Origin of the sequence: Pseudoduganella ginsengisoli (assembly GCF_009720865.1) — a bacterium.
In the GTDB taxonomy this organism is placed as follows: domain Bacteria; phylum Pseudomonadota; class Gammaproteobacteria; order Burkholderiales; family Burkholderiaceae_D; genus Rugamonas; species Rugamonas ginsengisoli.
Genome location: NZ_WNLA01000006.1, coordinates 275980 through 302755, shown reverse-complemented (window position 1 = coordinate 302755; position 26776 = coordinate 275980). Strand labels below are relative to the sequence as shown.

Here is a 26776-nt window from a genome sequence, read left to right as displayed (position 1 = left end):
GGCAGCCGCGTGCCGCCGGCGCCGGGCGCACGCCGCGTCCGGAAGGTGGCCAGCCGCGCCGCCAGCGCCCGCCGAAGGAAACGCCGGAGCAAATTGCGGCCCGTGAAGCGGAGGCGCTGTTCCGCAACCCGATCCCGCCGGTCACGTTCCCGGAAGACTTGCCGGTGTCTGGCCGCCGCCATGAAATCGCCGAAGCGCTGCAAAACAACCAGGTCGTCATCGTTTCGGGTGAAACGGGTTCCGGTAAAACCACGCAGTTGCCAAAAATCTGCCTGGAACTGGGCCGTGGCCGCAAGGGCGTGATTGGCCATACACAGCCGCGCCGGATTGCCGCATCGTCCACCGCCAAGCGCATTGCGCAGGAACTGGGTACGCCGCTGGGCGAAAACGTGGGCTTCAAGGTGCGTTTTGCCGACACCTTGTCGAAAGGCGCGGCCATCAAGCTGATGACGGACGGTATTCTGTTGGCGGAAACGCAGACCGACCCGCTGCTGAAAGCCTACGACACCATCATCATCGACGAGGCGCACGAGCGCAGCCTGAACATCGACTTCCTGCTGGGCTACCTGAAGCAATTGCTGCCGCGCCGTCCGGATTTGAAGGTCATCATCACGTCGGCCACGATTGATGCGGACCGTTTTGCGCGCCACTTCGGCACGCCGGAAAAGCCGGCGCCCGTGATTGAAGTGTCGGGCCGCTTGTATGCGGTGGAAGTGCGTTACCGCCCCGTTGACCGCGACGTGGCGCCGATGGGACAGCAGCCCGCCGATGGCCGTCCGCAAGCGCGCGCCGCCGCCGCGGAGCGCGACAAGCGCGATTTGATGGACGCCATTGTCGATGGCGTCGATGAAGTGTGCCGCCTGGGACAGGGCGACGTGCTGGTCTTCCTGCCCGGCGAGCGTGAAATCCGCGACGCGGCCGAAGCGCTGCGCAAGCACCATCCGCCGCACGTGGAAATCCTGCCGCTGTTTGCCCGCCTGTCGGTGGAAGAACAAGACCGCGTGTTCCGCACGACGAATGCGCGCCGCATCGTGCTGGCCACCAACGTGGCGGAAACGTCGCTGACTGTGCCGGGCATTCGCTACGTGGTTGATACGGGCTTGGCCCGCGTCAAGCGCTATAGCTACCGCAACAAGGTCGAGCAACTGCAGATCGAACCGGTCGCGCAATCGGCAGCCAACCAGCGCGCCGGCCGATGCGGCCGTGTCGCCGATGGCGTGTGTATCCGCCTGTATGACGAACAGGATTTCCTGCAGCGCCCGAAATTCACGGACCCGGAAATCCTGCGCTCATCGCTGGCCTCCGTCATCCTGCGCATGAAGACGCTGCACCTGGCGGATGTGGAGACTTTTCCATTCATCGAGCCGCCGCTGGCGCGCGCGATTGCCGACGGCTACCAGTTGCTGCAGGAACTGGGCGCAGTCGATGAATACAACCAGATCACGGCGCTGGGCCGCAAGCTGGCCAAGCTGCCGCTGGACCCGCGCGTGGGCCGCATGATTTTGGCCGGCCTCGATAACGCGGCGCTGACGGAAGTGCTGATTGTGGCAGCCGCATTGTCCGTGCAAGACCCGCGCGACCGCCCGATTGAAGCGCAGCAGGCAGCCGACGAAGCGCACAAGAAATTCGCCGATGAAAAATCCGAATTCCTCAGCTACCTGAAAATGTGGAAGTGGTTCGAGAACGCCATTGAGCACAAGAAGTCGAACCGCCAGTTGATGGACAATTGCCGCGCGAATTTCCTGTCGCAGCTGCGCCTGCGCGAGTGGCGCGACGTGCATTCGCAATTGCTGACCATCGTGAAAGAGCAGGGCTGGCGTTTGAATGAAGCGCCGGCTACCTATGACAACCTGCACCTGGCGCTGCTGACCGGCTTGCTGGGCAACGTCGGCTTCAAGGGCGAAGATGAACCGGGCGCCGGTTTCCTGGGCGCGCGCGGCATCCGCTTCCACGTGTGGCCTGGCTCGCACCTGTCGAAAAAGCCTGGCAAGTGGATCATGGCGGCCGAACTGGTGGAAACCACGCGTTTGTATGCACGCTGCGTGGCGAAGATCGAGCCGGAGTGGCTGGAAAAAGTCGGCTCGCACTTGCTGAAAAAATCGTGGGGCGAGCCGCGCTGGGAAAAGCGCAGCGCGCAAGTGACGGCATCGGAACGGGCCACGCTGTATGGCCTCGTCGTGTACAGCCAGCGCCGCATCAATTACGGCGCGCACAACCCGGCCGAGGCGCGTGAAATCTTTATCCGCGACGCGCTGGTGGGCGGCGACTTCGACACCCGCGCGCCATTCTTTGCGCATAACCACCGGCTGATCAAGGAAATTGAAAACCTCGAACACAAGTCGCGCCGTATCGACGTGCTGGTCGATGATGAATTGATTGCCGCGTTTTACGACAAGCTGATTCCCTTTGATGTCGTCAATGGCGCCGCGTTTGAAAAGTGGCACAAGGACGCCACGCGCGACAATCCCAAGCTGCTGTACCTGAACCGCGATGAATTGATGCGGCATGAAGCGGCAGGCGTGACGACGGAGCTGTTCCCGAAAACCATGCTGGCGGCAGGCTTGGAAATGGCGCTGACGTACCACTTCGAACCGGGCAGCGTGCGTGATGGCGTGACCCTGGCGGTGCCGCTGTATGCGTTGAACCAGTTGTCGCGCGAACGGTGCGAGTGGCTGGTGCCGGGCATGCTGAAAGAGAAGGTGCATTTGCTGCTGAAATCCCTGCCGCAAAAGCTGCGCCGCCATTGCGTGCCGCTGCCGGATTATGCGGCGAAATTCTGCGAGCGTGTGCAGGAAGCCAATGGGTTCGGCAAGGGCGATTTGATCGACGCCATCATTGCCGATATCCGCCAGCAAATCACGATTACCCCATTGAGCTCGGACTTCAAGCCGGAAACGCTGCCCGCCCACCACTTCATGAATTTCAAGGTGATTGACGAGCATGGCCGCCAGCTGGACATGGGCCGCAACCTGGCCACGCTGCAGGCGGAATATGGCATGCAGGCGCGCCAGAGTTTCCAGAAGATGGCGGAGACCACGGCGCCAGCCGGTGTGCAGCCGAAGGCTGGGACGCCTGCAGGCGCCAAGCCGCACGGCGGCATTCATGGCGGTACGGTGCAAGCCAAAGCCCCGGCGGCGGAAGCGGCGCCGCCATCGCAGCACACGAACATTACTGGCTGGACTTTCGGCGAATTGCCGGAACTGCTGGAAATCACGCAAGGCAAGCTGACCCTGATCGGCTTCCCGGCGCTGGTCGATAAAGGCACGCATTGCGACCTGGAAGTGTTCGATGATCCTTCCGTGGCAGAGCGTACGCACCGCATCGGCTTGCGCCGTTTATTTGCGCTGCAAATGAAGGATCAAATCAAGTTCATTGAAAAGAGCATCCCGAACTTGCAGCAAATGGGCATGCAATTCATGGCCATGGGCACGCAGGAAGAGTTGCGCGACCAGATCATCAACAAGGCGCTCGATATCGCGTGCCTGCAGGATCCATTGCCGGTTGATGCGGCGTCGTTCACCAAGCGCAAGGATGAAGGCAAATCGCGCCTCGTGTTGCTGGTCAATGAAGTGGCGCGCCTGCTGTCGCAAGTGCTGACGGAATACCACGGCTTGCCGAAGCGCCTGCAAAACATCAATGCGCAAGTGGCGGCCGACATGCAGCAGCAGTTGCAGGGATTGGTGCACAAGCGCTTCCTGCTCGATACGGACTATAGCCAGCTGGCGCACTTCCCGCGCTATTTGAAAGCCATGAACGTGCGGCTGGAAAAACTGCGCGGCGATCCTGCGCGCGATGCAAAACTGATGGCGGAGTGGCAAGTCGCTGCCGCGCCATACCAGCGCCTGATGCGCGACAAGTCCGCAGGCCGCAATACGGACCCGAAACTGGTGGAATTCCGCTGGATGCTGGAAGAGTTGCGCGTATCGCTGTTTGCGCAAGAGCTGCGCACGCCGATGCCAGTGTCCGTCAAGCGCTTGCAAAAAGTGTGGGAATCCATGCAGCGCTAAGTGCGCCGGCCATCCCGCGTACGCAGCGGGTGCGCGGCGGGGTTAGCCGGCGCAGTCCCATAGCCCGGCCCCCCGGCTTCCCGCGCTCAGTCTCTGGCTGTTACCGGTTGCCGCTGCCGCCGCGCTGGCGGTTGCCGCGTCCCTGGCCCGACTCGCTGCTGATGGTGAATTCATCGCCCCCTTCGCTGCCGGCGCCGGACAGGTTGCCCGGTTGAACCGACGTATTTTGCTGGCGGCCGCTTTGCTGCGAGCGGTACGAATCAAGGCGAGGGCGGTCTTGCGTATCTTTGTGCTGGTTCGTGTGTTTCTTGCGGGTTTTCATCGTCATTGCGTTCTCCTGAGTGGTGCGCCAGCGCACGGAGCGGGATAGCGGCAGCCGGTATATTGCGCTGCAACACATGACCTCTGGAGTTGCCATGGCCAAATCCGCTCCCGGTATGCGCTTGCTGCGCAGCCTGACCCGTGCCGCGAAGTCGCAGCAAAAAATGGTGTCCAGGCTGCTGGCTGTTTCAAAACCGAAGGCACAGCCTAAACCCAAACGCGCAGCGGTGGCGCTCCGTAGCCCGGCAGCATTGGAACTGCGCAAGCATGACCGTAAAGAAACGCCGGTCGCCCCCGGCAAATGGCTGGCAGCCCATATTGCGCTGCCGCAGTTGCCGGGCCAGCCGCCGGGACGGCGCATGGCGTACTGGCTGTATTTGCCGGACCAGCCCGCCCCGGCACTGGGCTGGCCCCTGATTGTCATGCTGCATGGCTGCCAGCAGAGCGCCACGCAATTTGCGCAGGGTACGCGCATGAACCGGGTGGCGGAACAAAAGGGCTACGCTGTGCTGTATCCGCAGCAATTGGCCAGTAGCCAGGCGCAGCGTTGCTGGCGCTGGTATGATTCAGCGACGCAGCAGGGCGGCGGCGATACAGAGTTGCTGGCCATGCTGGTGGCCAAAGTCTGCGTGCAGCACGGTTTCAATGTGCGGCGCATTTATGCATGCGGTTTATCGGCAGGGGCGGGCATGGCGGCCGTACTGGCATTGAATCATCCGGAATTGATTGCGGCCGTGGGACTGCATTCCGGCCCGGTGTTTGGCGCGGGCCATACACCGGCTGGCGCGCTGCACGTGATGCGGCACGGCGCCGTATCGCATGCGGACGCAATTGAGGGCGTGCTGCGCGGGCGCCCGGGCTTTCCCGGCATGCCTGCGCTCTTGATCCAGGGCGATGCGGACCACGTCGTGCATCCCGTGAACCAGCAACAGTTGACGCGGCAATGGCTGCTGCTGAATGGCTTGCCACTGTCTGCGCGCGCCACGGTGACCAGCAGGGACGCCACCCGCAGCGGCAGCCGCCATGCGCATACGATCCGCGACTATGCGGCCGGGAACAAGGTGGTGCTGCGCGTGGCCAGCATTGCGGGCCTGGGCCATGCGTGGAGCGGCGGTGACCCGGAATGGAAATTCAATGCGGCGGCGGGACCGGATGCGAGCCGCATGATGGCGGCGTTTTTTGCGCAGCACCGGCGTTCATAGCAGCAGCATCATGACCGCCACAGCGGTTGGCGCCAGCGCCCCCAGCAGCAACCCTGCCGCGCCGATTGAGCCATCGCGGAAGCCTGCCTTGAGCAGCGCGGCCCCGGCCGGATTGGGCGCGTTGGCAATCACCGTCAAGCCGCCGCCCGCCACGGCGCCCGCCACCAGCATGTATTGCGCATGGGGTGTGATGCCATCGGCCAGCGAGCCCAGATAAGTCAGCGCGGCGTTATCCGTGATGGCGGTCAGCGCCACGGCGCCAAAGAACAGCGCCAGTGGTTGCAGTTGCGAGATCACCGGTTGCAGCCACCATTGCTGCATGCCGCCCAGGACCACGAGGCCGGCCAGGAAAAAGCCCACCAGCAAGCCTTCCTTGAGGATCAGCGGCTGCTGGTAGCGCTGGTACGCGTGGGCGAAGCCGAGGAACAGCAGGAAGATGCCAAGGAACAGCACCGGGTGATGCGCCAGCACCACCACCAGCGCCAGCACGCCCAGGTGCACCAGCGTGACAGGCAGGGGAACGGGGTGTTGCGCGGTATTGTTTGCGCCGGCCGGTGGCTGCACGTGGCGCCGCAGCAGGAAGGTCATGGCGGTCGCGTTGATCACTGTCGCCAGCGCGGCTTTCCAGCCGAATTGGGATGCCATGAATGCGCTGTCCCAGTCCCACGTGGCAGCCACCATCAGCACGGGCGGCGCGGCATACGCGGTCAAGGTGCCGCCGATCGACACATTCACGAACAGCACGCCCAGCGCGCCATATTTCAGCCATTCTGGGACGCCGTCGCGGAACACCAGCGGCGCCAAGGTCAATGCCGCCAGGGTCATGGCGGCCGGTTCCGTCACCAGCGATCCCGCCAGCGGCACCACGGCCATGCCCAGCCACACCAGCGCCAGTTCGCCGCGCACGGGCGCCAGCCGCGCCAGCAGCGACAGCACGCGCTGCACGCAATCAAGCACCGGCCGCGATGCAGCCACCACCATGACGACAAACACGAACAGTGGTTCCGTGTACTGGCGCGATTCCGCATACGCAATGGCATTTTGCGCGCCCGCCATCAGCGCGATGGCGGCAACGAGGATGGCGGCCCAGAAGCCGAACACGACTTCCACTTCGCCCAGCAAGTGGAACAGCCCCGCATGGCGCGGGTGACGGTGGGCCAGCGTTTCGAAGAATTTCGCAGCGAAGGTGTGGATCAGTGCGAGGGCGAACAGGATGGCGCCGGTCAATTGGATATCAGTCATATGTTTATTTTAGCGCAACCAACACGCTCGAATTTGACCATTGGAAACGTGTATACCTTGTCAAAACCGCGTTTTCAAAGTACTGTATGGATATCCAGTATTTTTGTTTGAAGGCGGGTCAGGCCCATGCACAGTTCATCGCTCATTGCCACGCCGGAAAGCTTGCATCCTGCCCTGTGGCGGGCATCGCAACTGGCGCAAGGGGCGGTGCGCTGCATCGATACCGGCCATGCCGTGCTGTCGGCCCAATTGCCGGGCGGGGGCTGGCCAGTAGGGAGTTTGACGGAGTTATTGCTGCAGCAGCCGGGCATCGGTGAAATCCGTTTGCTGCGGCCCGCGCTGCAGCAGGCGGCGCAGCGGCCCGTGGTGCTGCTGGCGCCGCCGCAAATACCACAGGGGCTGGCGCTGGCGGCGCTGGGCTTGCCTCCGGGGCAGATGGTCTGGATACGCAATACCGGCAAATCCGGCGACGCGCTGTGGGCAGCGGAACAAGTCTTGCGCAGCGGCTGTTGCGGGGCGCTGCTGTTGTGGCAGCAGCAAATCCGCCATGAAAACCTGCGCCGCCTGCATTTGGCGGCGCAAAGCGGCGATACGCTGTTTTGCCTGATGCGGCCGCTGGCTGCCGCGCAAGATGCTTCGCCCGCGCCATTGCGGCTGGCGCTGCGGACGGCTCAGGGCGGGCTGTCGATTGAATTTGTAAAACGCCGGGGACCTCAGCGCGATGCGCCGCTGTTCCTGCCCTTGCCACCTTCTTTGTTACAGCGTCATGCAACTGTGGATCGGCCTTTGCCTGTACCGGCTACCGCTCGAAGTGTTTTGCCCCAGCTGGTCAGCGGCTAGCTGCACGGCGGTATTGGAGCAGGATGGCGTGCTGGCGATGTCGCGCGCAGCCCATGCCGCCGGTGTGCGGGTGGGGATGCGGCGCGGCGGCGCACTGTTGATGGCGCCGGACATTCAATTGCATGAACGCAGTGTGCAGCGGGAAGCCGACGCATTGCAGGCGGCAGCGCTGGCGCTGCTGCGCTATACGCCGCAAGTGGCGCTGGCGGAAGAAGGCGTGCTGTTGCTCGACATCGGCGCCAGCTTGCGCTTGTTTGGCGGCATCCGCAACCTGTGCCGGCTGGCGGCGGCCAGTGTGCGGGCATTGGGCTTTACCGCTGCACTCAGTTGCGCACCGACTGCGCAGGGTGCGTGGCTGCTGGCGCGCAGCCGCAGCGGACGTTCTTTAACAATGCAATCACTGACTCGCCGCCTGGCGCGGCTGCCGGCCTGGCTGCCGCCGCCCGCCCGGCCATTCCGCACGTGGCTGGAGGGCATCGGCTGCCAGACGGTGGGGGAGTTGCGCCGGCTGCCCCGTCCCGGCTTGCAGCGCCGCTGTGGCCGCGCGCTGCTCGATGTGCTCGATGCGGCTTATGGCGAAGCGCCGGAAATGCATGCGTGGCTGGAACCGCCGCCGGAATTCAAAGCGGGGCTGGAATTATTTGACCGGATTGAACATGCGGAAGCGCTGCTGCATGGCGCGCAGCGGCTGGTGCAGCAAATGACGGGCTGGCTGACTGTACATCACTACGCCGTCGAACGGATTTGCCTGTTGCTGGACCATGAACGGGGCAGGACGGCTTGTCCACCCACTGCGATTGATATCGTGCTGGCGGAAGCTGTCTGGCGCGGCGACCATTTGTTGCGGCTGTTGAAGGAGCGGCTGGCCCGTACCGAATTGCCTGCGCCTGTGATTGGCTTGCGGCTGGAAGCTGTGCAAGTGCAGGCGATGACGCCATTGACGGCGTCGCTGTTTCCCGAGCCGGGCGGCACCAGCCAGGACCGTGAACGCTTGTTTGAATTGCTGGTGGCGCGGCTGGGCGCCGATAACGTGCTGCGCGCTGCGCCGCAAGCGGATTACCGGCCGGACCAGGCCAATGCGTGGCAACCGGTGCAGCATAAGCTGCGCCCCCAGGACCAGCGCCTGCCTCCGCACAGCTTGCCCCGGCCCGTGTGGCTGTTGCCTAAGCCGGTCGCGCTGATCATGCGCGACAACCGGCCGTTTTATATGTCGCCTCTGCGGCTGGTGTCCGGCGCGGAGCGCATTGAAGCAGGCTGGTGGAATGCGATACAGGTGCGCGACTATTTCATTGCCGAGGGCAGCGACCATGCGCATTACTGGATTTTCCTGGAACGTTCGGGTGATGGGGGGGAGCCTCGCTGGTATTTGCACGGACTGTTTGGATAGACGGTAAACTGCCGCTTATGCGAACCCAACGACATGACTTCCCCGGCACCCACGGCCACCAGCTGGCGGCGCGCCTCGATTCACCTGATGACGCGCCCCGTGCCTACGCGCTGTATGCGCACTGTTTCACCTGCGGCAAAGACGTGCTGGCGGCACGGCGCATTGCGCAGGAATTGACGGAACACGGCATTGCCGTGCTGCGTTTTGATTTCACGGGCATCGGCGCCAGCGGCGGCGATTTTGCTGACACGAATTTTTCCACCAACGTCGATGATTTATTGGTGGCGGCAGCATACTTGCGCACGCATTTCAACGCGCCGCAATTATTGATCGGCCACAGCCTGGGCGGCACGGCCATGCTGGCGGCGGCGGAACACTTACCGGAAGCCAAAGCCGTGGTGACGATTGCATCGCCCGGCAGCCCAGTCTTTGCCACCAGTACGTTCAGCGAACACTTGGAACGCATTGCCGAAGAAGGGGAAGCCCGCGTGCAACTGGCCGGACGGCCATTCCGCATCCGCCAGCAATTCGTCGACGATGCGGGGACGCATAGCCTGCGCGACAAAATTGCCGGCCTGCGCAAGGCGCTGCTGGTCATGCATGCGCCCGGCGACGATACCGTGCCGCTCAGCCATGCGATGGAAATTTTTGGTCCGGCCAAACATCCGAAAAGTTTTGTGTCGCTGGATGACGCGGACCATTTGCTGACGCGTAAAGAAGATACCGCCTATGTGGCGGACGTCATTGCCGCATGGAGCCGCCGCTATCTGGCATAAGCGCGGCAATCAGCGCGGCAATCAGCGTTGATTCAGCGTTGAATCAGGTCGACACGCGGTTACGCCCCTGATGCTTGGCGCGGTACAGTGCCTGGTCCGCCAGTTCGTACAGCGCATCCTGGTCCAGTGAAACGCCGGGATGCAGGAAGGCGGCGCCGCTCGACAAGGTCACCATGCCCGTGGGGGGATTGTCCTGATGCGCCATCGCGCAAGCGGCCATCGCCGTATGGATTTGCCGCGCCAGCGCCAGGCATTCTTCTTCGCCGCTGGCAGAGAACAGGCACGCGAATTCATCGCCGCCAATGCGGAAACATAAATCGCCGCCACGGTTCAGCGCGCCGCGTATGCAAGCCGCCACCGCTTTCAATACTGCGTCGCCTTGCGGATGGCCGTAATGGTCGTTGTATTCCTTGAAACGGTCCACATCCAGTAACAGCAGGCAGAGCAGGCGGTTGTCGCGCAGCGCCCGCATTTGCTCTTCGTGGAAACGCATGTTGAAGTAGCGGCGGTTCTTCAAGCCCGTCAATTCATCCGTGACGCTGTCATTTTCCGCTTGCCGGGTCTCCGTGATGTCCGTCGATACGGCACAGGTGGCGATGACTTCGTTTTGCTCGCCATACAGGGGGAACTTGGTGGTCAGGTACGTGTGCAGCGTCTTGTCGCAATGGTAGACGGATTCTTCTTCGTGCACGGCGCGCCGCTCCAGTGCTGCGCGGCGGTCATTGCGCCACAGCTGTTCGGCTATCTCGGGTGGAAACAAGTCAAAGACATTGGCGCCGACAAAGGTAGCGGCATCGTAGCCGTCGAGGATTTCAAAATGGCGGTTGGCCATCGTCACGCGGCCTTCCAGATCCTTGGTGGAAATCAGTATGGGCGCGTTGTCGAGGATGGCCTGGAAGATGCGCGCCTGCTGGCGCAGGGCATCGAGTTCACGCCGTAAGCGGGCGTTTTCTTCCAGCAGCAGTTGTTCAGAGGTGGGCGCATCCATACGTGCTTCGAGGTCGGCAGGTTATTTTTAGTATAACCGCAGCCGCGAACCATCCGCATGGTGAATGCGCCCGGTGTTGCAGCCTGGCCTTACTTCAACGGAGCAAGGATCGCTTGCAGGCGGTCCGGCGTCCCTTCGATGCGTTCCAGGCGCGGATATTTCAAGCCTCCGTGGTAATCCAGCATGACCGTGCGGATTTTACTGCCCTTCTTGACCAGCAGTTCGATGGGTTTGCCGGAGGTTTTTGCCGCCGTGACGGCAGTGCGCAAGACGTCGGCTTTATACGTGGTGCCATTGACGGCCATGATAGTCGTGCTGCCGCCCAGGCCGGCCTGGAAGCCCACACCTTCCCACTGCAGCGCTTCGATCTTGCCCTCGCTGCTGACGGAAAAGCCCAGCGAATACTGGAAGTCCGCCGACTTGCTGCGCTCTTCCACGCCTTTCAGGTACGGCGTTGGCGTATCGGTATAGACCAGCTTCCAGCCTGCGCGCGCCAGGCCATCCAATGGCGCCGGGCCGACAGTTTCCACGCGGGTGCGCAGGAACGTGGCCCAGTCGTAAGGCTGGACGGCATTGAGGGCTTTGACGACGTCGTCAAACGTGTAGTGGCTGGCCGTATAGCTGCCATTGTCAACGCCAAAGAAATGACGGGCGAAATTGTCCAGCGATTTCGTGTCGCCCGACAGTTCGCGGATCTTGGTGTCGGCATCCAGCCAGATCAGGGCGCCTTCGTTGTAATAATCTTCACTGCGCTGCCAGCTGGTCCAGCCCTGCGGACGGCGGCCATTGATGATGGGGTCATACGTGGTGTCTTCCACAGGGCGCCACGAACGGCCGCGCATGGCGTCGTAGCGGGCAGCCGTGGCGGCAATAATGTCACGTACGCTTTCCGGGCGGAGCAGGCCGGAACGGGCTGACAGCACATGGCCCCAGTATTGCGTCTGGCCTTCATACACCCACAGCAAATTGTTTTGCAGCGGCGTGTTGAAGTTCAATACGTTCTGGCCCGCCGGGCGGCGGAACTTGCCGTTCCAGGAATGCGTGAATTCATGGGGCAGCAAGCCGCGCACGGATTCCGTTTTGTTCCAGTCCGTGAAGTAATCCAGCTTGACGCCGTTTTCGCTGGACTGGTGGTGTTCGCGGCCAACGCCGCCGAATTCTTCCGACAGGGCCAGCAGGAAATCGTAGTGTGCGTAATGCTGCGAGTTGAACAGCTTATAAGCTTGCTGGACCAGGGCGCGGTGCAGTTCGATTTGTTCCGGCCTGGCTTCCGCCGCTTCCGCCGTGTCGGCAAACACGTTCAAATGCACCGGCAGCTTGCCGCCCGGATCGAGGTCATAGCGCTGGTGGTAGCGGCCTGCAAACAACGGCGAGTCCACCAGTGTTTCCAGGTCCAGCGGCTTGAATTGCACGGTATCGCCTTTGCGTTCCGCCGTATCCAGCGCCGTCGCATAGCCCCAGCCTTCCGGCAAGGTCAGGCTGGCCTGCACCTGGATGCGGCGCGTCGCATAGCCGGCCGGATACAAGGTCATCGAATGCCACTGCACGCCCAGGATATCGCTGGTGATCGTCGTGCGGCCCTGGTTCGGCTCGGTCGGCGACAGGTACTGGTACTCCACTTCCACGGTCTTCGCATCGCGCGGCACGTCAATGTGGAAAGCGTACACGTTGATCGGATCGCGCGCCCATGTTAGCGGCTTGCCATTGACGGTCAGTTTCAGTCCCGCAAGCTGGTTCAGCGGACCGCTGGGGCCGTGGTTGGCCGGTATCCATTGCGGGTACAGCAGCGTTAGCTTGCCTGGTTTGGCGGGAATGCTTTCCTTGATGCGGAAGATTTGCTGCGACGTGTTCGACGCATCGACATTGAGCACGATGGCGCCCGGATACGGCTGGTCTGCCGGAGCGGGGATGGTGTCGGCAGCGTGGGCAGCGATGAACGTGGTGGAAGTGGCGGCCAGTACAGTCCGTACGAGGCTGCGTACGGCAGGGCGGAAAGACATCATTTAAGGGCAAAACAGGGGATTTAAAGAGGTTCAGTGTAGCACGCGGGAAATTTTCTAATGTTTCGAAGTGTACGCAAAATAACCGAAGAAAATTTGAAAAAAAAGCTCTTGAAACTGTAAATGGGCAACCGTATATCGGATTCACCGGTTGCCCAGCAGGGGACCGGCGGACCTTATCGCTTAACTTTAAAAGGATATGAATCATGCGTACTTTTGACCTGACTCCACTGTATCGTTCCGCTATCGGCTTCGACCGCCTGGCACAAATGCTCAATGACGCCCAGCGCGGCGATGCACAGCCCAGCTACCCCCCATACAACATCGAACTGGTGTCGGAAGACCAGTACCGTATCGTGATGGCGCTGGCAGGTTTCAACCGTTCGGAAATCGACATCACTTCCGAGCGCGATACCTTGCTGGTGGTGGGCCGCAAACAGCGCGACGGCGTGGAACGCACTTACCTGCACCGCGGCATCGCTGCCCGCGACTTCGAGCAGCGTTTCCAGCTGGCCAACCACGTGAAAGTCACGGGGGCCTCGTTCGATAACGGCATGCTGACCATCGAACTGGTGCGTGAAGTACCGGAAGCCCTGAAACCACGCAAGATCGCTATCGATGGCGTGGAAGCTTCGAACGTGGCGGCTATCGAGCAGCGCCAGGCAGCCTAATCTCCTGGCAGCAGGAGTACCGCGCAGCGCGCGCTGCGCGGTACCAGCATCGCAACATGGCCGGCTTTTGCCGGCCTTATTCGTTTTTACATGGGTGCAGGGCCTTCAGGCCAGGCATCCACATTGATTGTCAATCCTGCATCGCAAATGAGGTGCAGGCAGAACGCCACAGTTCAGCAAAGTTAAGCGGCGTCTAAGTCTGTTGCCTCATATTGGATACATCGAAAATCCTTCTATCCAGGAGAGCAGCAATGCAAAACCAACCTGTTTCCAAAACGATCAAGCGTGGTGTTCTGGCCCTGGCCGTACTCGGAGCCTTGGGCGCAGGTGGAGCCGTCGTCGTTCAACAGAATCATGCCGGCGCCGTGCCGGTTCCGGCACCGGCTTCGGCTTCGGCGCCGGCTGCCAATGTGCCGGCAGGCGTTCCTGTCGCCGCCCCCATGATTGCCATGCCGGACTTCAGCGTCATCGCTGAACGCAACGGGCCTGCCGTGGTCAACATCAGCGTCACCGGCACCACGAAAACTGCCGGTTATGACCAGCGTGGCCGCGATCCGTTTGGCGACGATCCGTTTTATGAATTCTTCCGCCGCTTCCAGCAAGGCCAGCCGCGCGGCGAACGCCCGATGCCGGTCCATGGCGTCGGTTCCGGCTTCATCATCAGCGCTGACGGCGTGATCCTGACCAACGCCCACGTGGTGCGCGACGCCAGCGAAGTGACGGTCAAGCTGACCGACCGCCGCGAATTCCGCGCCAAGGTATTGGGTTCCGATCCGAAAACCGACGTGGCGGTGCTGAAGATCGATGCAAAAAACTTGCCCGTGGCGCCGCTGGGCCGCACGTCTGACTTGAAAGTCGGCGAGTGGGTGCTGGCAATCGGTTCGCCATACGGCCTGGAAAGCACGGTGACGGCTGGTGTCGTCAGCGCCAAGGGCCGCTCGCTGCCGGATGACAGCTATGTGCCGTTCATCCAGACCGACGTGGCAGTCAACCCCGGCAACTCGGGCGGCCCGCTGTTCAATACGCGCGGTGAAGTGATCGGCATTAACTCGCAGATTTACAGCCAGACGGGGGGCTACCAGGGTTTGTCGTTCGCGATCCCGATTGACGTGGCCACCAAGATCAAAGACCAGATTGTTTCGACAGGCAAGGTGTCGCATGCCAAGCTGGGTGTTTCCGTGCAGGAAGTCAACCAGAGCTTCGCTGACTCGTTTAACCTGGCCACGCCGGAAGGCGCGCTGGTGGCGAACGTGGAGCCGGGCGGTCCTGCCGACAAGCTGGGCTTGAAAGCGGGCGACGTAATCCGCAAAGTCAATGGCCAAAAGATTGTCGCGTCAGCTGACTTGCCAGCCATCGTTGGCTTGGCCATGCCGGGCGACAAAGTCAGCCTGGAAGTCTGGCGCCAGGGTAAATCCATTGAATTGAGCGGCAAGCTGGGCAATGCAATGGATAAGGTCGCCGATGTGGCGCGCGCCAGCGATGGCGCCTCAGGCAAAGTGAAGCTGGGCCTGGCGCTGCGTCCGCTGGATCCGCTGGAAAAACGCCAGTCCGGCATCCAGTCTGGTTTGCTGGTCGAACAGGCATCCGGCGCCGCCGCGTTTGCCGGTGTGGAACCGGGCGATGTGTTGTTGTCCGTCAATGGCCGCCCTGTGAATTCGCTGGAGCAGGTGCGCGAATTGATGGCGAAGTCCGATAAGTCCGTTGCCTTGCTGATCCAGCGCGGGGATGACAAAATATTCATTCCTGTGCGGATCGGTTAAAGCTGTGACTGTAGGGCGGATTAGCGCGGAGCGCGTAATCCGCCATTGCATGCATACCGGTAGTGCCGACCCTACAATAAAAACAGAAAGGATAAAACCATGCGGCTATTGCTGGTGGAAGATGACACGATGATCGGTGAAGTAGTGCTCGACCTGTTACGGGCCGAGCACTACGCAGTCGACTGGGTCAAAGATGGCGATATGGCGGACACGGCCCTGCAGACGCAAACCTATGACCTCGTGTTGCTGGACCTGGGTTTACCCCGCAAGGATGGTCTGGAAGTATTGCGTTCAATGCGGGCGCGCAAAGAATTGACGCCAGTGCTGGTGGCCACGGCCCGCGATGCGGTTGACCAGCGCATTGCCGGCCTGGATGCGGGCGCGGACGACTATGTATTAAAACCATACGACCTGGATGAATTACTGGCCCGCATTCGCGCCTTGCTGCGCCGCTCGGCGGGCCGCGCGGAACCCGTGTTTGAACACAAGGGCGTGTCCGTCAATCCGCAAACGCGGGAAGTCATTGCCAATGGCCAGCCCGTGAATTTGTCTGCCCGCGAATGGGCCGTGCTGGAAGCGCTGATTGCGCGTCCCGGCATCGTGCTGTCGCGGGCCCAGCTGGAAGAAAAGCTGTATAGCTGGAAAGATGAAGTCAACAGCAATGCCGTGGAAGTGTATATCCACGGCTTGCGTAAAAAGCTCGGCAGCGAGTTGATCCAGAACGTGCGCGGCTTGGGCTACATGGTGCCGAAGAATTGATGAAACTGCCTGAGTTGCCTGTCACGCATTCGCTGCGCGGCCGCCTGCTGTGGTTTTTGCTGGCGGCCATCGTGCTGGCGGCCATGGCGCAAGCTGTCATCGCATACCGTAGCGCCCGCAGCGATGCGGATGAAATCTTCGATTACCACATGCAGCAAATGGCGCTGTCGCTGCGCTCCGGTGCGCCGATGGCGAACCAGTATGGCCAGGGCGACGCGGCCGACAACGACGACATGGTGGTGCAAGTGTGGACGCCGGACGGTGTCCAGGTGTTCCGTTCGCTGTCGCGCGCGGAATTGCCGCAGCGCGCCGTGCTGGGTTTTTCCAATGTGCGCGTGCGGGGCGCCACATACCGCGTGTTTTCCATCCAGACCAATAACCAGACCGTGCAAATTGCGCAAGACATGAAAGTGCGCCAGCGCATGGCAGGCGCGCTCGCGCTGCGCACGGTGGCGCCGATTGCCATGATGGCGCCCTTGCTGATGCTGGTCGTGTGGTGGGTGGTCAGTGGTTCACTGGCGCCGGTGTCGCGCGTGCGCAAGCAAGTGGCGGCGCGCCAGGCTGACGATTTGTCGCCCGTGTCGGAAGCCGGCTTGCCGGATGAAGTGCAGCCGCTGGTGCAGGAATTGAATTTGCTGTTTGGCCGCGTGAAAACCGCGTTTGAAGCACAGCAGCATTTCGTTGCCGATGCGGCCCATGAATTGCGCACGCCGCTGGCGGCGTTGAAGTTGCAGGTGTTGAGCCTGGAGCGCGCCGACAGCGCGGAAGCGCGCGCCGTGGCCGTGGGCCGGCTGACGTCAGGCATTGAGCGCGCCACACGGCTGGTCGAACAATTGCTGGTGCTGGCACGGCAGGAAGCGGACAGCGAATTCAAGAAAGACGACGTCAACCTGGCCGACCTGGCGCGCCGCACCTTGGGGGATCTGGCCGGCATTGCGCAAACACGGGGCATCGACCTGGGCTTGCACCATGCGGAAGATGCCGTCGTGGCGGGGCAGGGCGATGCGCTGCTGATCTTGCTGCGCAACCTGGTCGACAACGCCATCAAATACACGCCGTCCGGCGGTACGGTCGACGTGGAAGTGCGCCAGCATGAAGGCAAAGCCGTGCTGTGTGTGGAAGACAGCGGCCCCGGCATTCCACCGGAAGAACGGGAACGCGTGTTCAGCCGCTTTTACCGCGTGCCGGGCAGTCCGGCCGGCGGCAGTGGCCTGGGACTGGCGATCATCAAAGCCATTGCGGAACGCCATGGCGCCACGCTGGTACTGGACCAGTCGCCCCGCTTGGGCGGATTGCAAGTGCGGGTGGAATTTCCTACTGTCACAAGCATTTCATAAAAGCATGGCCTGCTCACGCTAGAATGGCGGTTTTGATACCGTCAGCGGAGCAGGCATGAAAAAAATCGGCTTTTCGGGTACGTTGGACCCGATCACCAATGGCCACATGTGGGTGATCGGCGAAGCCCGGTCCATCGCGGATGACGTGGTGGTGTTCCTGTCCGAGAATTCGACCAAGCAACCCAAGTTTTCCGCCGAACAGCGCAAGGATATCGTGCTGCGCAGCTGCGCCGAGCGGGGCTGGAGCAATGTGCAAGTGATGATCGTGAAAAGCGATTACACGGCGCGCGTGGCGAAGCGGCATGGCGTCGATTACCTGATCCGCGGTATTCGCACCACGGCGGACTTCGATTACGAAAACCTGATCCAGCAAACCAATGTCGACGTGATTGGCGGCGCCAAGACGCTGTTCGTCATGCCGCCGCGGGACCTCGGTTCCGTCAGTTCCAGTTTCGTCAAAGCGCTGGAAGGACCGGTGGGCTGGAACTGGACCATGAAAAAATTCGTGCCGCCACCCGCTTATCACGCGTGGATCATGAGCTGGCTGCGCAAGGAGTGGGATGGCTTGTGGCAATATAGCCAGGCGTCCGTCGATGTGCGGGCCCGTGCCGATACGTGGTTCCTGCGTATTACGGGCAGCGATGCGTATGGCGGCACGGACCGCCACTATCACAACCTCGACCATCTGGTGCACGGCTTGGCGGAAATCCGCACGTGGAGCGCCAATGTCGGCCCCAGCCGCCATGATGCCGACCTGGTGCGTGCAGCCTTCTGGTTCCACGATTTGCACTATGTGCATGGCGATGGTCCTGCCGCCGATGGGGAATTGTCGAATGAAGAACACAGCGCCCGCCTGTGGCTGGGCAGCGGCTTAGGCGACGGCAAGCAGGCAGGCTTCTCGGATGGCGTGGCCGCGCTGATCCGCGCCACCGACCACTTCCAGGGGCCGGCCATCAGCCACCCGTTGAAGGAAACCATGCTCAGCGTGGACCTTGCGATCCTGGGGCAGGATGAAGAAGTGTACCGCCACTATGCGCAGGGTATCCGCCACGAATACAGCCACGTGCCGGACGACACCTATCCGGTGCAGCGCGGCCAGGTGTTGACGTACCTGCGCCAGAAAGCCATAGCCGGCACCTTGTTTGGCGATCCCTTCTTTGCCGAACAATACAATGCGCTGGCGATTGCCAATATGACGTGGGAATTGCAGCAACTGGGGCAGTGACTGATACGCTGCCCCGGCTTGCCAGTCTTTAGAACTTCACCCACAGGCGGCCGAAGTACGACGCACCGTTCAAGCCAAACTGCACGGAGTCATACTTGAAGCCGTTGTCCGTTTCATCCGGATTCTGGCGGGTCGGCTTCACGTTGAAGATGTTGGCGCCGCCAAACGTCAGCTTGGTATTTTTCGTGATCGAGTACGTGAAGGACAGGTCCGCCGACGTCTTCGCTTCATACTTCGCGTTCGGTACCCCAGCGGCCGTGCCGCTGAACGTGCCCAGGGTTTGCGGGCCGAAGTGAATGATCTTGAAGTCGGTTTCCAGCGCACCCGTGACGTAATCAAAGCCCAAGGTGGCCTTGCTGCGCGGGCCGCCCTGTTCGATGAACAGGCGCTCGCGCTCGGACAGCAGCACGTCTTCATAGCCTTTCAGCGATGCCGGTGCGTGGATGCCCGTCACTTCGGTCTTGCTGAAGTTCATGGCCAGGAACGTGGTCAGCTTGTTGCCGGCCACGGTGGCTTTATGCGACGCCGTCAAATCCAGGCCCTGGGTTTTCGTATCGACCGAGTTGACGAAAAATTGCGCTTCGCCCACGCCCAGCTTGGCCAGGCGCTCTGCCAGCGATGGGTAGTTGCCGGCATTGAAGCGGCCGGACAGCACGATGCGGTCCTTGATCTTGATGTCGTACAGGTCAGCCGTGACCGACACGGCTGGAACCGGCGTCCACGTCGTGCCCAAGGTGTAGCTGGTGGATTTTTCTTCTTTCAGCTTGGGAATGCCTGCCGCATTGGCGACCGGGCCGCCGTTTGGCGCCAGCACCACGTCGGTTGGCACGCCGCTGATGAAGTCCGTGAACGTCGACGAGAAATACACTTGCTGCAGCGATGGGGCGCGGAAGCCCGTGCTGGCGGACGCACGCAGCAGCAAGTCCGGCGTCACGCGCAGCGAACCGGCCAGCTTGCCGGTGGTGGTGGAACCGAAGTCGCTGTAGCGTTCATGGCGCAGCGCGCCTTGCACTTTCACGCGGTCGGTCACGTCCAGTTCCAGGTCCAGGTATTCCGCGCTGCTGTGGCGGCGGGCTGCGGTGCGGTCGCCCGGCTGGAAGCCCGGGAAGCCCTGGCTGCCGGCATTGCCGCCAAAGCCGACGCCGTCCGCATCGATGTACGAACCGGGTTCGCCGGCAAAGATCTTGTATTGTTCGCTGCGGTATTCCGCGCCGAACGCCACGTTCAAGCCTTGCAGCACGTGGTCGTAGTAGCGGCTGAAGTCGGCATTGGACGTCAACTGGCGGAACGAGAAACCGCCCGCATCAAACGACGATGGGCTGACGCCTTTGCCGCCCTTGATCAAGTCGGCGTTGGCCATCGACGCATTGAGCGTATTGCTGATGTTGTACAGCATGCGGTTGTAGCCATAAGTCTGCGAAAAGTCGGCATTCCATTCGCCGAACTTGTTCTTGTGGCCGACAATCGCATAGCGGTCATCGATGTCGCCATTGATGAACGGCACGAAGCCGTTCGGGTACATGGCTGCCGAGTTACGCGATGGAATATCGTCCGTGCCCACGCCGCCACGGGCCCATGCCGCGCTGGACGCGTCGCGCTTTTGCGCGCCGGCCGTGAAATAGAATTTGCCGCCCGGGATGGTCGGCACTTCACCGTTCACGTACAAGGTCTGGTTTTCCGCTTTGGTGTCGCCAATGATGCGGGGATTGCCGGCATCCGCGCGGTTCGAGCGGCCACGGTCCAGGTATTCGCCCGTGATGCCGACCACGCCGCCGGCCAGGGCCACGCCGCAGTAAGCGGACGCCATGTAATTCTTGCCGTCGCCTTCCGAATACTGGCTGTAGCCCGTCACGGCTTCGCAGCCCAGGCTTTTCTTCAGGCCGATGTCCATCACACCGGCAATCGCGTCGGAACCATATTGGGCGGCAGCACCGTCACGCAGCACTTGCACATCCTTGATGGCCAGCAGCGGGATGGCATTCATGTCGGTGCCCGTATTGCCGCGGTTGCGCGCGCCAAACAGGTTGACCAGCGCCGTCGTGTGGCGGCGCTTGCCATTGACCAGCACCAGCGTCTGGTCCGAACCCAGGCCGCGCAGTGCGGCGGAATCGACCAGGTCGGCGCCGTCCGCACCGGTCTGGCGGGTCGAGTTGAACGAAGGCGACACGTACGTCAGCGATTGCGCCAGGTCGAATTGCGCCCCCTGTTCGGCAGCTTTGGTCATGGGAATCACGTCGACCGGGACCACGGTGTCGGTGGCGGACGAGGTGGCGCGGCGCGAACCGACGATGCTGATTGTTTGCGGCTGCGAAGCACTTTCGCCGGCGGTCTGCGCATAAACGGCAGGGGGCAGGGTGGCCATGGCGGCGCCCCCGTACAGGCTGATTAGAACTGCTTTACGTAAAGTGCTGGTTGCAAACACGCGCGTCTCCGGAGTTAAAAAAAATGCGGCGATTGTAATCGAGGCAAGATTTTCAGGACATCCGTAGTACAACGTAGATAAGTTACTCAGCAGTCAGATGTGTAGAGGCTATAATACTGTATAAAAACACAGTATTTTTTTTAAGCCATGTCAACTGACTTACCTGATTACGCGGAACTTTTCTGCCTGTCGAATTTCTCGTTCCTGCAGGGGGCGTCCCATGCGGAAGAGTTGGCGGAGCGGGCTGTGCAACTGGGGTACAAAGCGTTGGCCGTCACCGATGAATGTTCGCTGGCCGGGGTCGTGCGCGCGCATGGCGTGGCGAAGCGGGCCGGGTTGAAATTATTGATCGGTGCGCACTTTCATTTGACGGAAGCGGACGGCAGTGCGGGCTTGTCGCTGCTGGTGCTGGCGCAAGACCGGGAAGGGTATGGCAATTTATCGGAATTGATCACGCTGGCGCGCACGCGCAGTGGCGTGGTCAAGGGGCAGTATTTGCTGCGTCCGGCCGATATCGCGGCGCCGCAGCCGGCCTATGCGCATTTGCAGGGTTTGCCTCATTGCCTGGCGATTTTGCTGCCGCATTATCCCGTGGATATGCCGGAAGAGATCGACCGGCTGCACCGGCAGGCAGCGTGGATGGCGGAGCAATTCCCGGAACGTGCATGGATGGGCTTGAATTTGCTGCAGCGGGCATTTGATGAAAGCCACCGCATCAGCATTGACGAAGTGGCGCTGCAGCATGGCTTGCCCGTGGTGGCGGTGGGCGACGTGCGCATGCATGTGCGTTCCCGCAAGCCGCTGCTCGATACGTTGACGGCCGTGCGGCTTGGCAAGCCGGTGGGCGAGTGCGGTTATGGCTTGCCGCAAAATGGCGAACAGCATTTGCGGCAGCGCCTGCGGCTGGCCAATATTTATCCGCGCGCCGCGCTGGATGAGACCTTGCGCATCGCCAGCCTGTGCACGTTTTCACTGGAAGAATTGCGCTATGAATATCCGCATGAACTGGTGCCGGATGGGCATACGCCATCGAGTTATTTGCGCGAGCAAACGTATATCGGCGCCGGTGGCCGCTATCCGAACGGCATTCCCGCCAAGGTGGTAGAACAGGTGGAGAAAGAGCTGGAACTCATCGCGGAATTGAAATACGAGTTTTATTTCCTCACGGTGTATGACATTGTCCGCTATGCGCGTTCCCAGCACATCCTTTGCCAGGGCCGGGGTTCGGCGGCGAATTCCGCTGTCTGTTATTGCCTGGGGGTGACGGAAGTCGACCCTGAACATTCGAATTTGCTGGTGGGGCGGTTTATTTCACGGGAGCGCAACGAGCCGCCGGACATCGACGTGGACTTCGAACACCAGCGGCGCGAAGAAGTCATTCAATACATTTATACGAAATATGGCAGGCACCGCGCCGCGCTGGCGGCCACCGTGATTTGCTACCGCCCGAAAAGCGCGCTGCGCGACAGTGGCAAGGCGCTGGGCGTGGATTTGGCCATTGTGGAAAAAGTGGCGCGCTCGCATCACTGGTTCGACAGCCGACAGGAATTGCTGGCGCGGCTGGGCGAATGCGGGCTGGACCCGGAATCGCAGCTGGCGCACCAGTGGTCGTCGCTGGCATACCAGTTCCTCGGCTTTCCCCGCCATTTGTCGCAGCACGTGGGTGGCTTTGTCATTGCGCAGGATAAGTTGTCGCGCCTGGTGCCGATTGAAAATGCCAGCATGCCGGACCGCAGCGTCATCCAGTGGGACAAGGATGACCTGGAAGAACTGGGGCTGATGAAAGTCGATGTGCTGGCGCTGGGCATGCTGTCCGCACTGCGGCGCGCGCTGGACATGGTGGGGGAGCGGCGCGGCACGCAGTTCCGCCTGCAGGATATTCCGCGGGAAGACACGGCCACCTACGACATGATGTGCGAAGCGGACACCATCGGCGTATTCCAGATTGAATCGCGCGCGCAAATGAGCATGCTGCCCCGTTTAAAGCCCCGCGTGTTTTACGACCTCGTGATTGAAGTGGCGCTGGTGCGGCCGGGGCCGATTCAGGGCGGCATGGTGCATCCGTATTTAAAACGGCGGCTGGACCCCAGCCTGATTGATTATCCTCCCCGCCTGGAAGCTGCACTGGAACGTACGCTGGGTGTGCCGATCTTCCAGGAACAGGTGATGCAGGTGGCGATGATCGCCGCCGGTTTTAGCGAGGGCGACGCGGACCAGTTGCGGCGTGCCATGGCGGCCTGGAAGCGCAAGGGCGGCATCGATAAATATGAAGGAAAAATCAAGGCCGGCATGATGGAAAGGCAGTATCCCGCTGAATTTGCGGACGCCATCTGCAACCAGATCCGCGGCTTTGGTGAATATGGTTTTCCCGAATCGCACGCGGCCAGTTTTGCGCTGCTGACGTATTTCAGTTCATGGATCAAGTGCCACGAACCCGCCGCGTTTCTATGCGCGCTGCTCAATAGCCAGCCCATGGGGTTTTATGGGCCATCGCAACTGGTGCAGGATGCCAGGCGTCACGGTGTGGTGGTGCGGCCCGTTGACATCACGTGCAGCAACTGGGATTCGTCGCTGGAAGAAGTGGATGGTCCGCGTGGCCAGCCTGCCGTGCGGCTGGGGCTGTCGCTGTTGCGGGGCATGCGTCCCGACAGTGCGGAGCGCATCGAGGTCGCGCGCATCGTGCGGCCATTTGCCAGTGTGGCGGATTTGGCGCGCCGTGCCGGGCTGGACCGCCATGATTTGCAGGTACTGGCAGCGGGCAATGCATTGCGCCCGTTGGCCGGCAACCGCAGGCAAGCGCTATGGGATGCGGCAGGCGCCGTGCCGGACAAGGATTTATTACGCCCCACCGTGCCGCAGGAAGAAACGCCGCAACTGGCGCCGCCATCGGAAGGCGATGAAATCCTGCACGACTACCGTTCACAAGGGTTGACTCTGGACCGGCACCCGCTGGCGCTGTTGCGGCCGCAATTGCTGGCCAAGCGGTTTTTGCCGGCGTCCACGCTGAACACGTTTGAACAGGGCTGGCCTGCGCGGGGCTGCGGTATCGTCACTGTGCGCCAGCGTCCGGGCACGGCCAAGGGCGTGTTGTTTATCACGATTGAAGACGAGACCGGCAACGTCAACGTCATTGTGTGGCCCACACTGGTGGAGCAGCAGCGCCGTGAAGTGCTCAATGCATCGCTGCTGGGCGTGTATGGCGTGTGGCAGCGCGAAGGCAAGGTGTGCCACCTGGTTGCCAAGCGGCTGGTGGATTTGTCGCATTTGCTGGGGCGGTTGAAAACAGGGAGCCGGGATTTTCATTGAAGTTGTTGTGGATATTTATTTTTTGATAATATGACGACGAACTTCTTCCCTCTCTGTAGAAAAGCTATGAAAAAACTGATTCTTTCCCTGTTGATGTGCCTGTCCGGTTCCGCCTTTGCCAACTCTGCCTGCGACGCCCCGAAAAATGATTTCGACGGCCTGTATTGCCTGAACAAGGTATATCAGGAAGCAGACAAGGAGTTGAACGAAACTTACAAGAAGCTGAGTTCCCAACTGGACGCCAATGGAAAGAAAGCCCTGAAAAGCGGGCAGCTGGCGTGGATCGAGTCGCGCAACCAACATTGTTCGAAGCGTGAAGCGAACGGCTTTTACGTGAATCTCGACTGCGCCGCCAACACCACGATCGAGCGCTCCCGCTTCCTGCAAGACCGCCTGCGTGAATGCACGAGCGCCGGCTGCATGAACAGCAAGCTGTAACGTATGTACGCTGGCGGATGATGCCTGATAAGTCCATGTCAGGGAGACCGTCATGTCGCTGGAAAAATATCAGAGATGCCTGCTGGGACTCGCGCTGGGGGCGCCTTATGAAGGCGGCGGGGCGGACTTCCCAAGGCGAAATGCGCTGGACTGACGACACGCAAATGTCAGCCGCATTGCATGCGGAGCGGGCTCCCGCCGCCTGAAACCCTACCGAAATTTTCTCGAATGAAATGTCTAATTTGAGACATTTTTCTATCCGTGTTCAGAATGAAACGGAACTGACGCGTCCCCGCAACGTTAAACAAACCCTTCTAAAAATTTACGGCCAGACATATTGTTTTCCAGCGTGACATACACCTACACTGGGCCCCTGTCTGGATGCGGAGATGATCCTCCCACCTGGGCATACACAACATAAAAGGGCGTACTACGCCGCAAAGATAATACTGGAGAGAGTTAAATGATCGGGATTTCGCGTACTTCCAAAATCGCACTCGCAGTGAAAATGGCTTGTGCAGCCGCCGCCGTGGGCGCTGCAGGCTATGCCGCCGCAGCCGACACCACCCGTGTCATCGTGGCCTTCAAGCCAGGCAAAGCTGCCGACATTCACGCTGCGGTGAAAGCAGCCAAGGGCGCCGTCAAACATGAAATCTTTGGCATGGACGCCATGGCCATTGAAGTACCGACCCAGGCACTGAATGGCCTGGCGCACAACCCGAACGTGGAATACGTCGAAGAAGACGTGAAGCGTAAGCCATTCTCCGGCACCACCGCATCGACCGGCACCCCATACATGCTGGGCCAGCTGGTGCCATGGGGTATCAAGGCAGTGCAGGCGGACCAGCTGTCCGACGCCAGCACCGGCAACCGCAAGGTCTGCATTATCGACTCGGGCTATGACCGCACGCACGAAGATTTGAGCGGCAACGTCGTGACCGGCGAATACGACAGCGGCACGGGCTGGTGGTACACCGATGAAAACCACCACGGCACCCACGTGGCAGGCACCATCGCCGGCATCAACAACAGCGGCGTCGGCGTGGTGGGCGTGAACCCGAACCGCAAGCTGAACCTGCACATCGTCAAAGTATTCGGCGCTGATGGCTGGGCTTATTCGTCCACGCTGGCAACCGCTGCCAACAAGTGCGCGGCAGCCAAGGCCAATGTGGTCAGCATGTCGCTGGGCGGCGCATCGTCCAGCAAGACTGAACAGCGCGCCTTTGACAGCCTGCAAAGCGCTGGCGCACTGTCGATCGCCGCTGCCGGTAACGATGGCAACACGGCTGTATCGTACCCAGCCGGCTATGCCAGCGTGATGAGCGTGGCGGCCGTGGATGAAAGCCTGACCTGGGCTTCGTTCTCTCAGTACAACAGCAAAGTGGAAATCGCCGGTCCTGGCGTGAACGTGCTGTCGACCGTGCCAATGGGCGCGGGCGCCGAGCCATCGCTGGTCGTGGGCGCGAGCACCTACGCACCAGGCGCGATGGATGGTTCGCCAAAAACCACCGCTACCGGCGCACTGGCTGACTTCGGCCTGGGCGATACCGTCAACACGGCCATGGCTGGCAAAGTGTGCCTGATCCAGCGCGGCACGGTGGACTTCGCTACCAAGGTCAGCAACTGCAAGGCCAGCGGCGGTGTTGGCGCAGTGGTGTACAACAATGCAGCTGGCGGCTTCGGCGGCACGCTGGGCACCACCGTGACCACCATTCCATCGGTGACGGCATCGGATACCGAAGGCGCGGCAATGAAAGCGCAACTGGGTGCATCGGCAACGGTGGCCGTGAAGCCAACCAATTACAGCTTCTATGACGGCACGTCGATGGCAACGCCGCACGTATCGGCTGTGGCTGCGCTGGTGTGGAGCTACTTCCCAACCTGCACGGGCTCGCAGATCCGCACGTCGCTGACCAAGAGCGCGAAAGACTTGAACGCGGCCGGCCGCGACGTCTACACCGGCTATGGCCTGGTGCAGGCGAAGGCTGCATATGACCGCATCAAGTCGCTGGGCTGCGGCATGTAATTTCTGACGTAGTGCTGTATTGAGCGGGGCGCTGCGTGCGCCCCGTTTTATTGCGGTCAACCGGATTGT

At 61.3% G+C, this 26776-nt stretch carries 18 protein-coding genes; 13 read left to right on the top strand and 5 right to left on the bottom strand.

Going from position 1 to position 26776, the window contains the following annotated elements; translation table 11 throughout:
- On the top strand, nucleotides 1–4007 hold a 4007-nt coding region (gene hrpA / locus GM668_RS12555), incomplete at its 5' end, for an ATP-dependent RNA helicase HrpA (RefSeq protein WP_155439290.1).
- A 100-nt stretch (nucleotides 4008–4107) separates the two neighbouring features.
- On the opposite strand, the gene GM668_RS12550 is transcribed toward hrpA, so the two are convergent.
- The gene (locus GM668_RS12550) at nucleotides 4108–4335 is read right to left on the bottom strand and encodes a hypothetical protein (RefSeq protein ID WP_155439289.1); all 228 of its coding nucleotides are present in this window, start codon (nucleotides 4333–4335) and stop codon (nucleotides 4108–4110) included.
- A gap of 88 nt (nucleotides 4336–4423) precedes the next feature.
- On the opposite strand from GM668_RS12550, the gene GM668_RS12545 reads away from it, so the two are divergent.
- Nucleotides 4424–5530 (top strand): extracellular catalytic domain type 1 short-chain-length polyhydroxyalkanoate depolymerase, encoded by a 1107-nt coding sequence (locus GM668_RS12545; RefSeq protein ID WP_155439288.1) that lies wholly within the window; start codon nucleotides 4424–4426, stop codon nucleotides 5528–5530.
- On the opposite strand, the gene GM668_RS12540 is transcribed toward GM668_RS12545, so the two are convergent.
- A complete protein-coding gene (locus tag GM668_RS12540; protein WP_155439287.1) occupies nucleotides 5525–6772 on the bottom strand; it encodes a putative Na+/H+ antiporter in 1248 nt (415 codons plus the stop codon). The genes GM668_RS12545 and GM668_RS12540 overlap by 6 nt on opposite strands.
- A gap of 126 nt (nucleotides 6773–6898) precedes the next feature.
- Between GM668_RS12540 and imuA the strand changes: the two genes are divergently transcribed.
- Genes imuA through GM668_RS12525 form a run of 3 tightly spaced genes read left to right on the top strand, consistent with a single transcriptional unit; the run spans nucleotide 6899 to nucleotide 9775 of the window.
- Entirely contained in the window at nucleotides 6899–7612 is a 714-nt protein-coding gene (imuA, locus tag GM668_RS12535; RefSeq protein ID WP_155439286.1) for a translesion DNA synthesis-associated protein ImuA, read from the top strand.
- Nucleotides 7539–8999, top strand: coding sequence for a Y-family DNA polymerase (locus tag GM668_RS12530; RefSeq protein WP_155439285.1), 1461 nt, complete (start codon nucleotides 7539–7541; stop codon nucleotides 8997–8999). The genes imuA and GM668_RS12530 overlap by 74 nt, the downstream gene beginning before the upstream one ends.
- A gap of 17 nt (nucleotides 9000–9016) precedes the next feature.
- Nucleotides 9017–9775 (top strand): alpha/beta hydrolase family protein, encoded by a 759-nt coding sequence (locus GM668_RS12525; protein ID WP_155439284.1) that lies wholly within the window; start codon nucleotides 9017–9019, stop codon nucleotides 9773–9775.
- A gap of 43 nt (nucleotides 9776–9818) precedes the next feature.
- Here GM668_RS12525 and GM668_RS12520 read toward each other — a convergent pair whose 3' ends face one another.
- Entirely contained in the window at nucleotides 9819–10763 is a 945-nt protein-coding gene (locus GM668_RS12520; RefSeq protein ID WP_155439283.1) for a sensor domain-containing diguanylate cyclase, read from the bottom strand.
- An 89-nt stretch (nucleotides 10764–10852) separates the two neighbouring features.
- Entirely contained in the window at nucleotides 10853–12766 is a 1914-nt protein-coding gene (locus GM668_RS12515; protein WP_229499234.1) for a M61 family metallopeptidase, read from the bottom strand.
- Nucleotides 12767–12969: 203 nt separating this feature from the next.
- Here GM668_RS12515 and GM668_RS12510 point away from each other — a divergent pair, with 203 nt between their 5' ends.
- From GM668_RS12510 to coaD, 5 genes are all read left to right on the top strand, one after another.
- A complete protein-coding gene (locus GM668_RS12510) occupies nucleotides 12970–13434 on the top strand; it encodes an Hsp20 family protein (RefSeq protein WP_155439282.1) in 465 nt (154 codons plus the stop codon).
- A 251-nt stretch (nucleotides 13435–13685) separates the two neighbouring features.
- On the top strand, nucleotides 13686–15194 hold the full coding sequence (locus GM668_RS12505; protein WP_155439281.1) for a DegQ family serine endoprotease: 1509 nt from the start codon (nucleotides 13686–13688) through the stop codon (nucleotides 15192–15194).
- Nucleotides 15195–15293: 99 nt separating this feature from the next.
- Nucleotides 15294–15953, top strand: coding sequence for a response regulator (locus GM668_RS12500; protein ID WP_155439280.1), 660 nt, complete (start codon nucleotides 15294–15296; stop codon nucleotides 15951–15953).
- Nucleotides 15953–17290 (top strand): ATP-binding protein, encoded by a 1338-nt coding sequence (locus GM668_RS12495; protein ID WP_155439279.1) that lies wholly within the window; start codon nucleotides 15953–15955, stop codon nucleotides 17288–17290. Before GM668_RS12500 ends, GM668_RS12495 begins: the two co-directional genes overlap by 1 nt.
- Nucleotides 17291–17345: 55 nt before the next feature.
- Nucleotides 17346–18515, top strand: coding sequence for a pantetheine-phosphate adenylyltransferase (gene coaD / locus GM668_RS12490; protein WP_155439278.1), 1170 nt, complete (start codon nucleotides 17346–17348; stop codon nucleotides 18513–18515).
- Between the two features lie 28 nt (nucleotides 18516–18543).
- On the opposite strand, the gene GM668_RS12485 is transcribed toward coaD, so the two are convergent.
- Nucleotides 18544–20877, bottom strand: coding sequence for a TonB-dependent receptor plug domain-containing protein (locus GM668_RS12485; RefSeq protein ID WP_155439277.1), 2334 nt, complete (start codon nucleotides 20875–20877; stop codon nucleotides 18544–18546).
- 207 nt (nucleotides 20878–21084) lie between these two features.
- On the opposite strand from GM668_RS12485, the gene GM668_RS12480 reads away from it, so the two are divergent.
- The 3 genes from GM668_RS12480 to GM668_RS12470 all read left to right on the top strand — a co-directional run bounded on the left by GM668_RS12480 (nucleotide 21085) and on the right by GM668_RS12470 (nucleotide 26707).
- On the top strand, nucleotides 21085–24243 hold the full coding sequence (locus GM668_RS12480; protein ID WP_155439276.1) for an error-prone DNA polymerase: 3159 nt from the start codon (nucleotides 21085–21087) through the stop codon (nucleotides 24241–24243).
- A gap of 66 nt (nucleotides 24244–24309) precedes the next feature.
- Nucleotides 24310–24681, top strand: coding sequence for a lysozyme inhibitor LprI family protein (locus GM668_RS12475; RefSeq protein WP_155439275.1), 372 nt, complete (start codon nucleotides 24310–24312; stop codon nucleotides 24679–24681).
- A 463-nt stretch (nucleotides 24682–25144) separates the two neighbouring features.
- Nucleotides 25145–26707: a S8 family serine peptidase gene (locus GM668_RS12470; protein ID WP_155439274.1), complete on the top strand. Its 1563-nt coding sequence runs from the start codon at nucleotides 25145–25147 to the stop codon at nucleotides 26705–26707.
- The last annotated feature ends 69 nt before the right edge of the window (nucleotides 26708–26776 follow it).

Bases quoted from the DNA above. Each gene is read 5' to 3' on its own strand.
- GM668_RS12550 (WP_155439289.1), bottom strand. From the start codon at position 4,335: ATGACGATGAAAACCCGCAAGAAACACACGAACCAGCACAAAGATACG.
- GM668_RS12545 (WP_155439288.1), top strand. From the start codon at position 4,424: ATGGCCAAATCCGCTCCCGGTATGCGCTTGCTGCGCAGCCTGACCCGT.
- GM668_RS12540 (WP_155439287.1), bottom strand. From the start codon at position 6,772: ATGACTGATATCCAATTGACCGGCGCCATCCTGTTCGCCCTCGCACTG.
- imuA (WP_155439286.1), top strand. From the start codon at position 6,899: ATGCACAGTTCATCGCTCATTGCCACGCCGGAAAGCTTGCATCCTGCC.
- GM668_RS12530 (WP_155439285.1), top strand. From the start codon at position 7,539: ATGCAACTGTGGATCGGCCTTTGCCTGTACCGGCTACCGCTCGAAGTG.
- GM668_RS12525 (WP_155439284.1), top strand. From the start codon at position 9,017: ATGCGAACCCAACGACATGACTTCCCCGGCACCCACGGCCACCAGCTG.
- GM668_RS12520 (WP_155439283.1), bottom strand. From the start codon at position 10,763: ATGGATGCGCCCACCTCTGAACAACTGCTGCTGGAAGAAAACGCCCGC.
- GM668_RS12515 (WP_229499234.1), bottom strand. From the start codon at position 12,766: ATGATGTCTTTCCGCCCTGCCGTACGCAGCCTCGTACGGACTGTACTG.
- GM668_RS12510 (WP_155439282.1), top strand. From the start codon at position 12,970: ATGCGTACTTTTGACCTGACTCCACTGTATCGTTCCGCTATCGGCTTC.
- GM668_RS12505 (WP_155439281.1), top strand. From the start codon at position 13,686: ATGCAAAACCAACCTGTTTCCAAAACGATCAAGCGTGGTGTTCTGGCC.
- GM668_RS12500 (WP_155439280.1), top strand. From the start codon at position 15,294: ATGCGGCTATTGCTGGTGGAAGATGACACGATGATCGGTGAAGTAGTG.
- GM668_RS12495 (WP_155439279.1), top strand. From the start codon at position 15,953: ATGAAACTGCCTGAGTTGCCTGTCACGCATTCGCTGCGCGGCCGCCTG.
- coaD (WP_155439278.1), top strand. From the start codon at position 17,346: ATGAAAAAAATCGGCTTTTCGGGTACGTTGGACCCGATCACCAATGGC.
- GM668_RS12485 (WP_155439277.1), bottom strand. From the start codon at position 20,877: ATGGCCACCCTGCCCCCTGCCGTTTATGCGCAGACCGCCGGCGAAAGT.
- GM668_RS12480 (WP_155439276.1), top strand. From the start codon at position 21,085: ATGTCAACTGACTTACCTGATTACGCGGAACTTTTCTGCCTGTCGAAT.
- GM668_RS12475 (WP_155439275.1), top strand. From the start codon at position 24,310: ATGAAAAAACTGATTCTTTCCCTGTTGATGTGCCTGTCCGGTTCCGCC.
- GM668_RS12470 (WP_155439274.1), top strand. From the start codon at position 25,145: ATGATCGGGATTTCGCGTACTTCCAAAATCGCACTCGCAGTGAAAATG.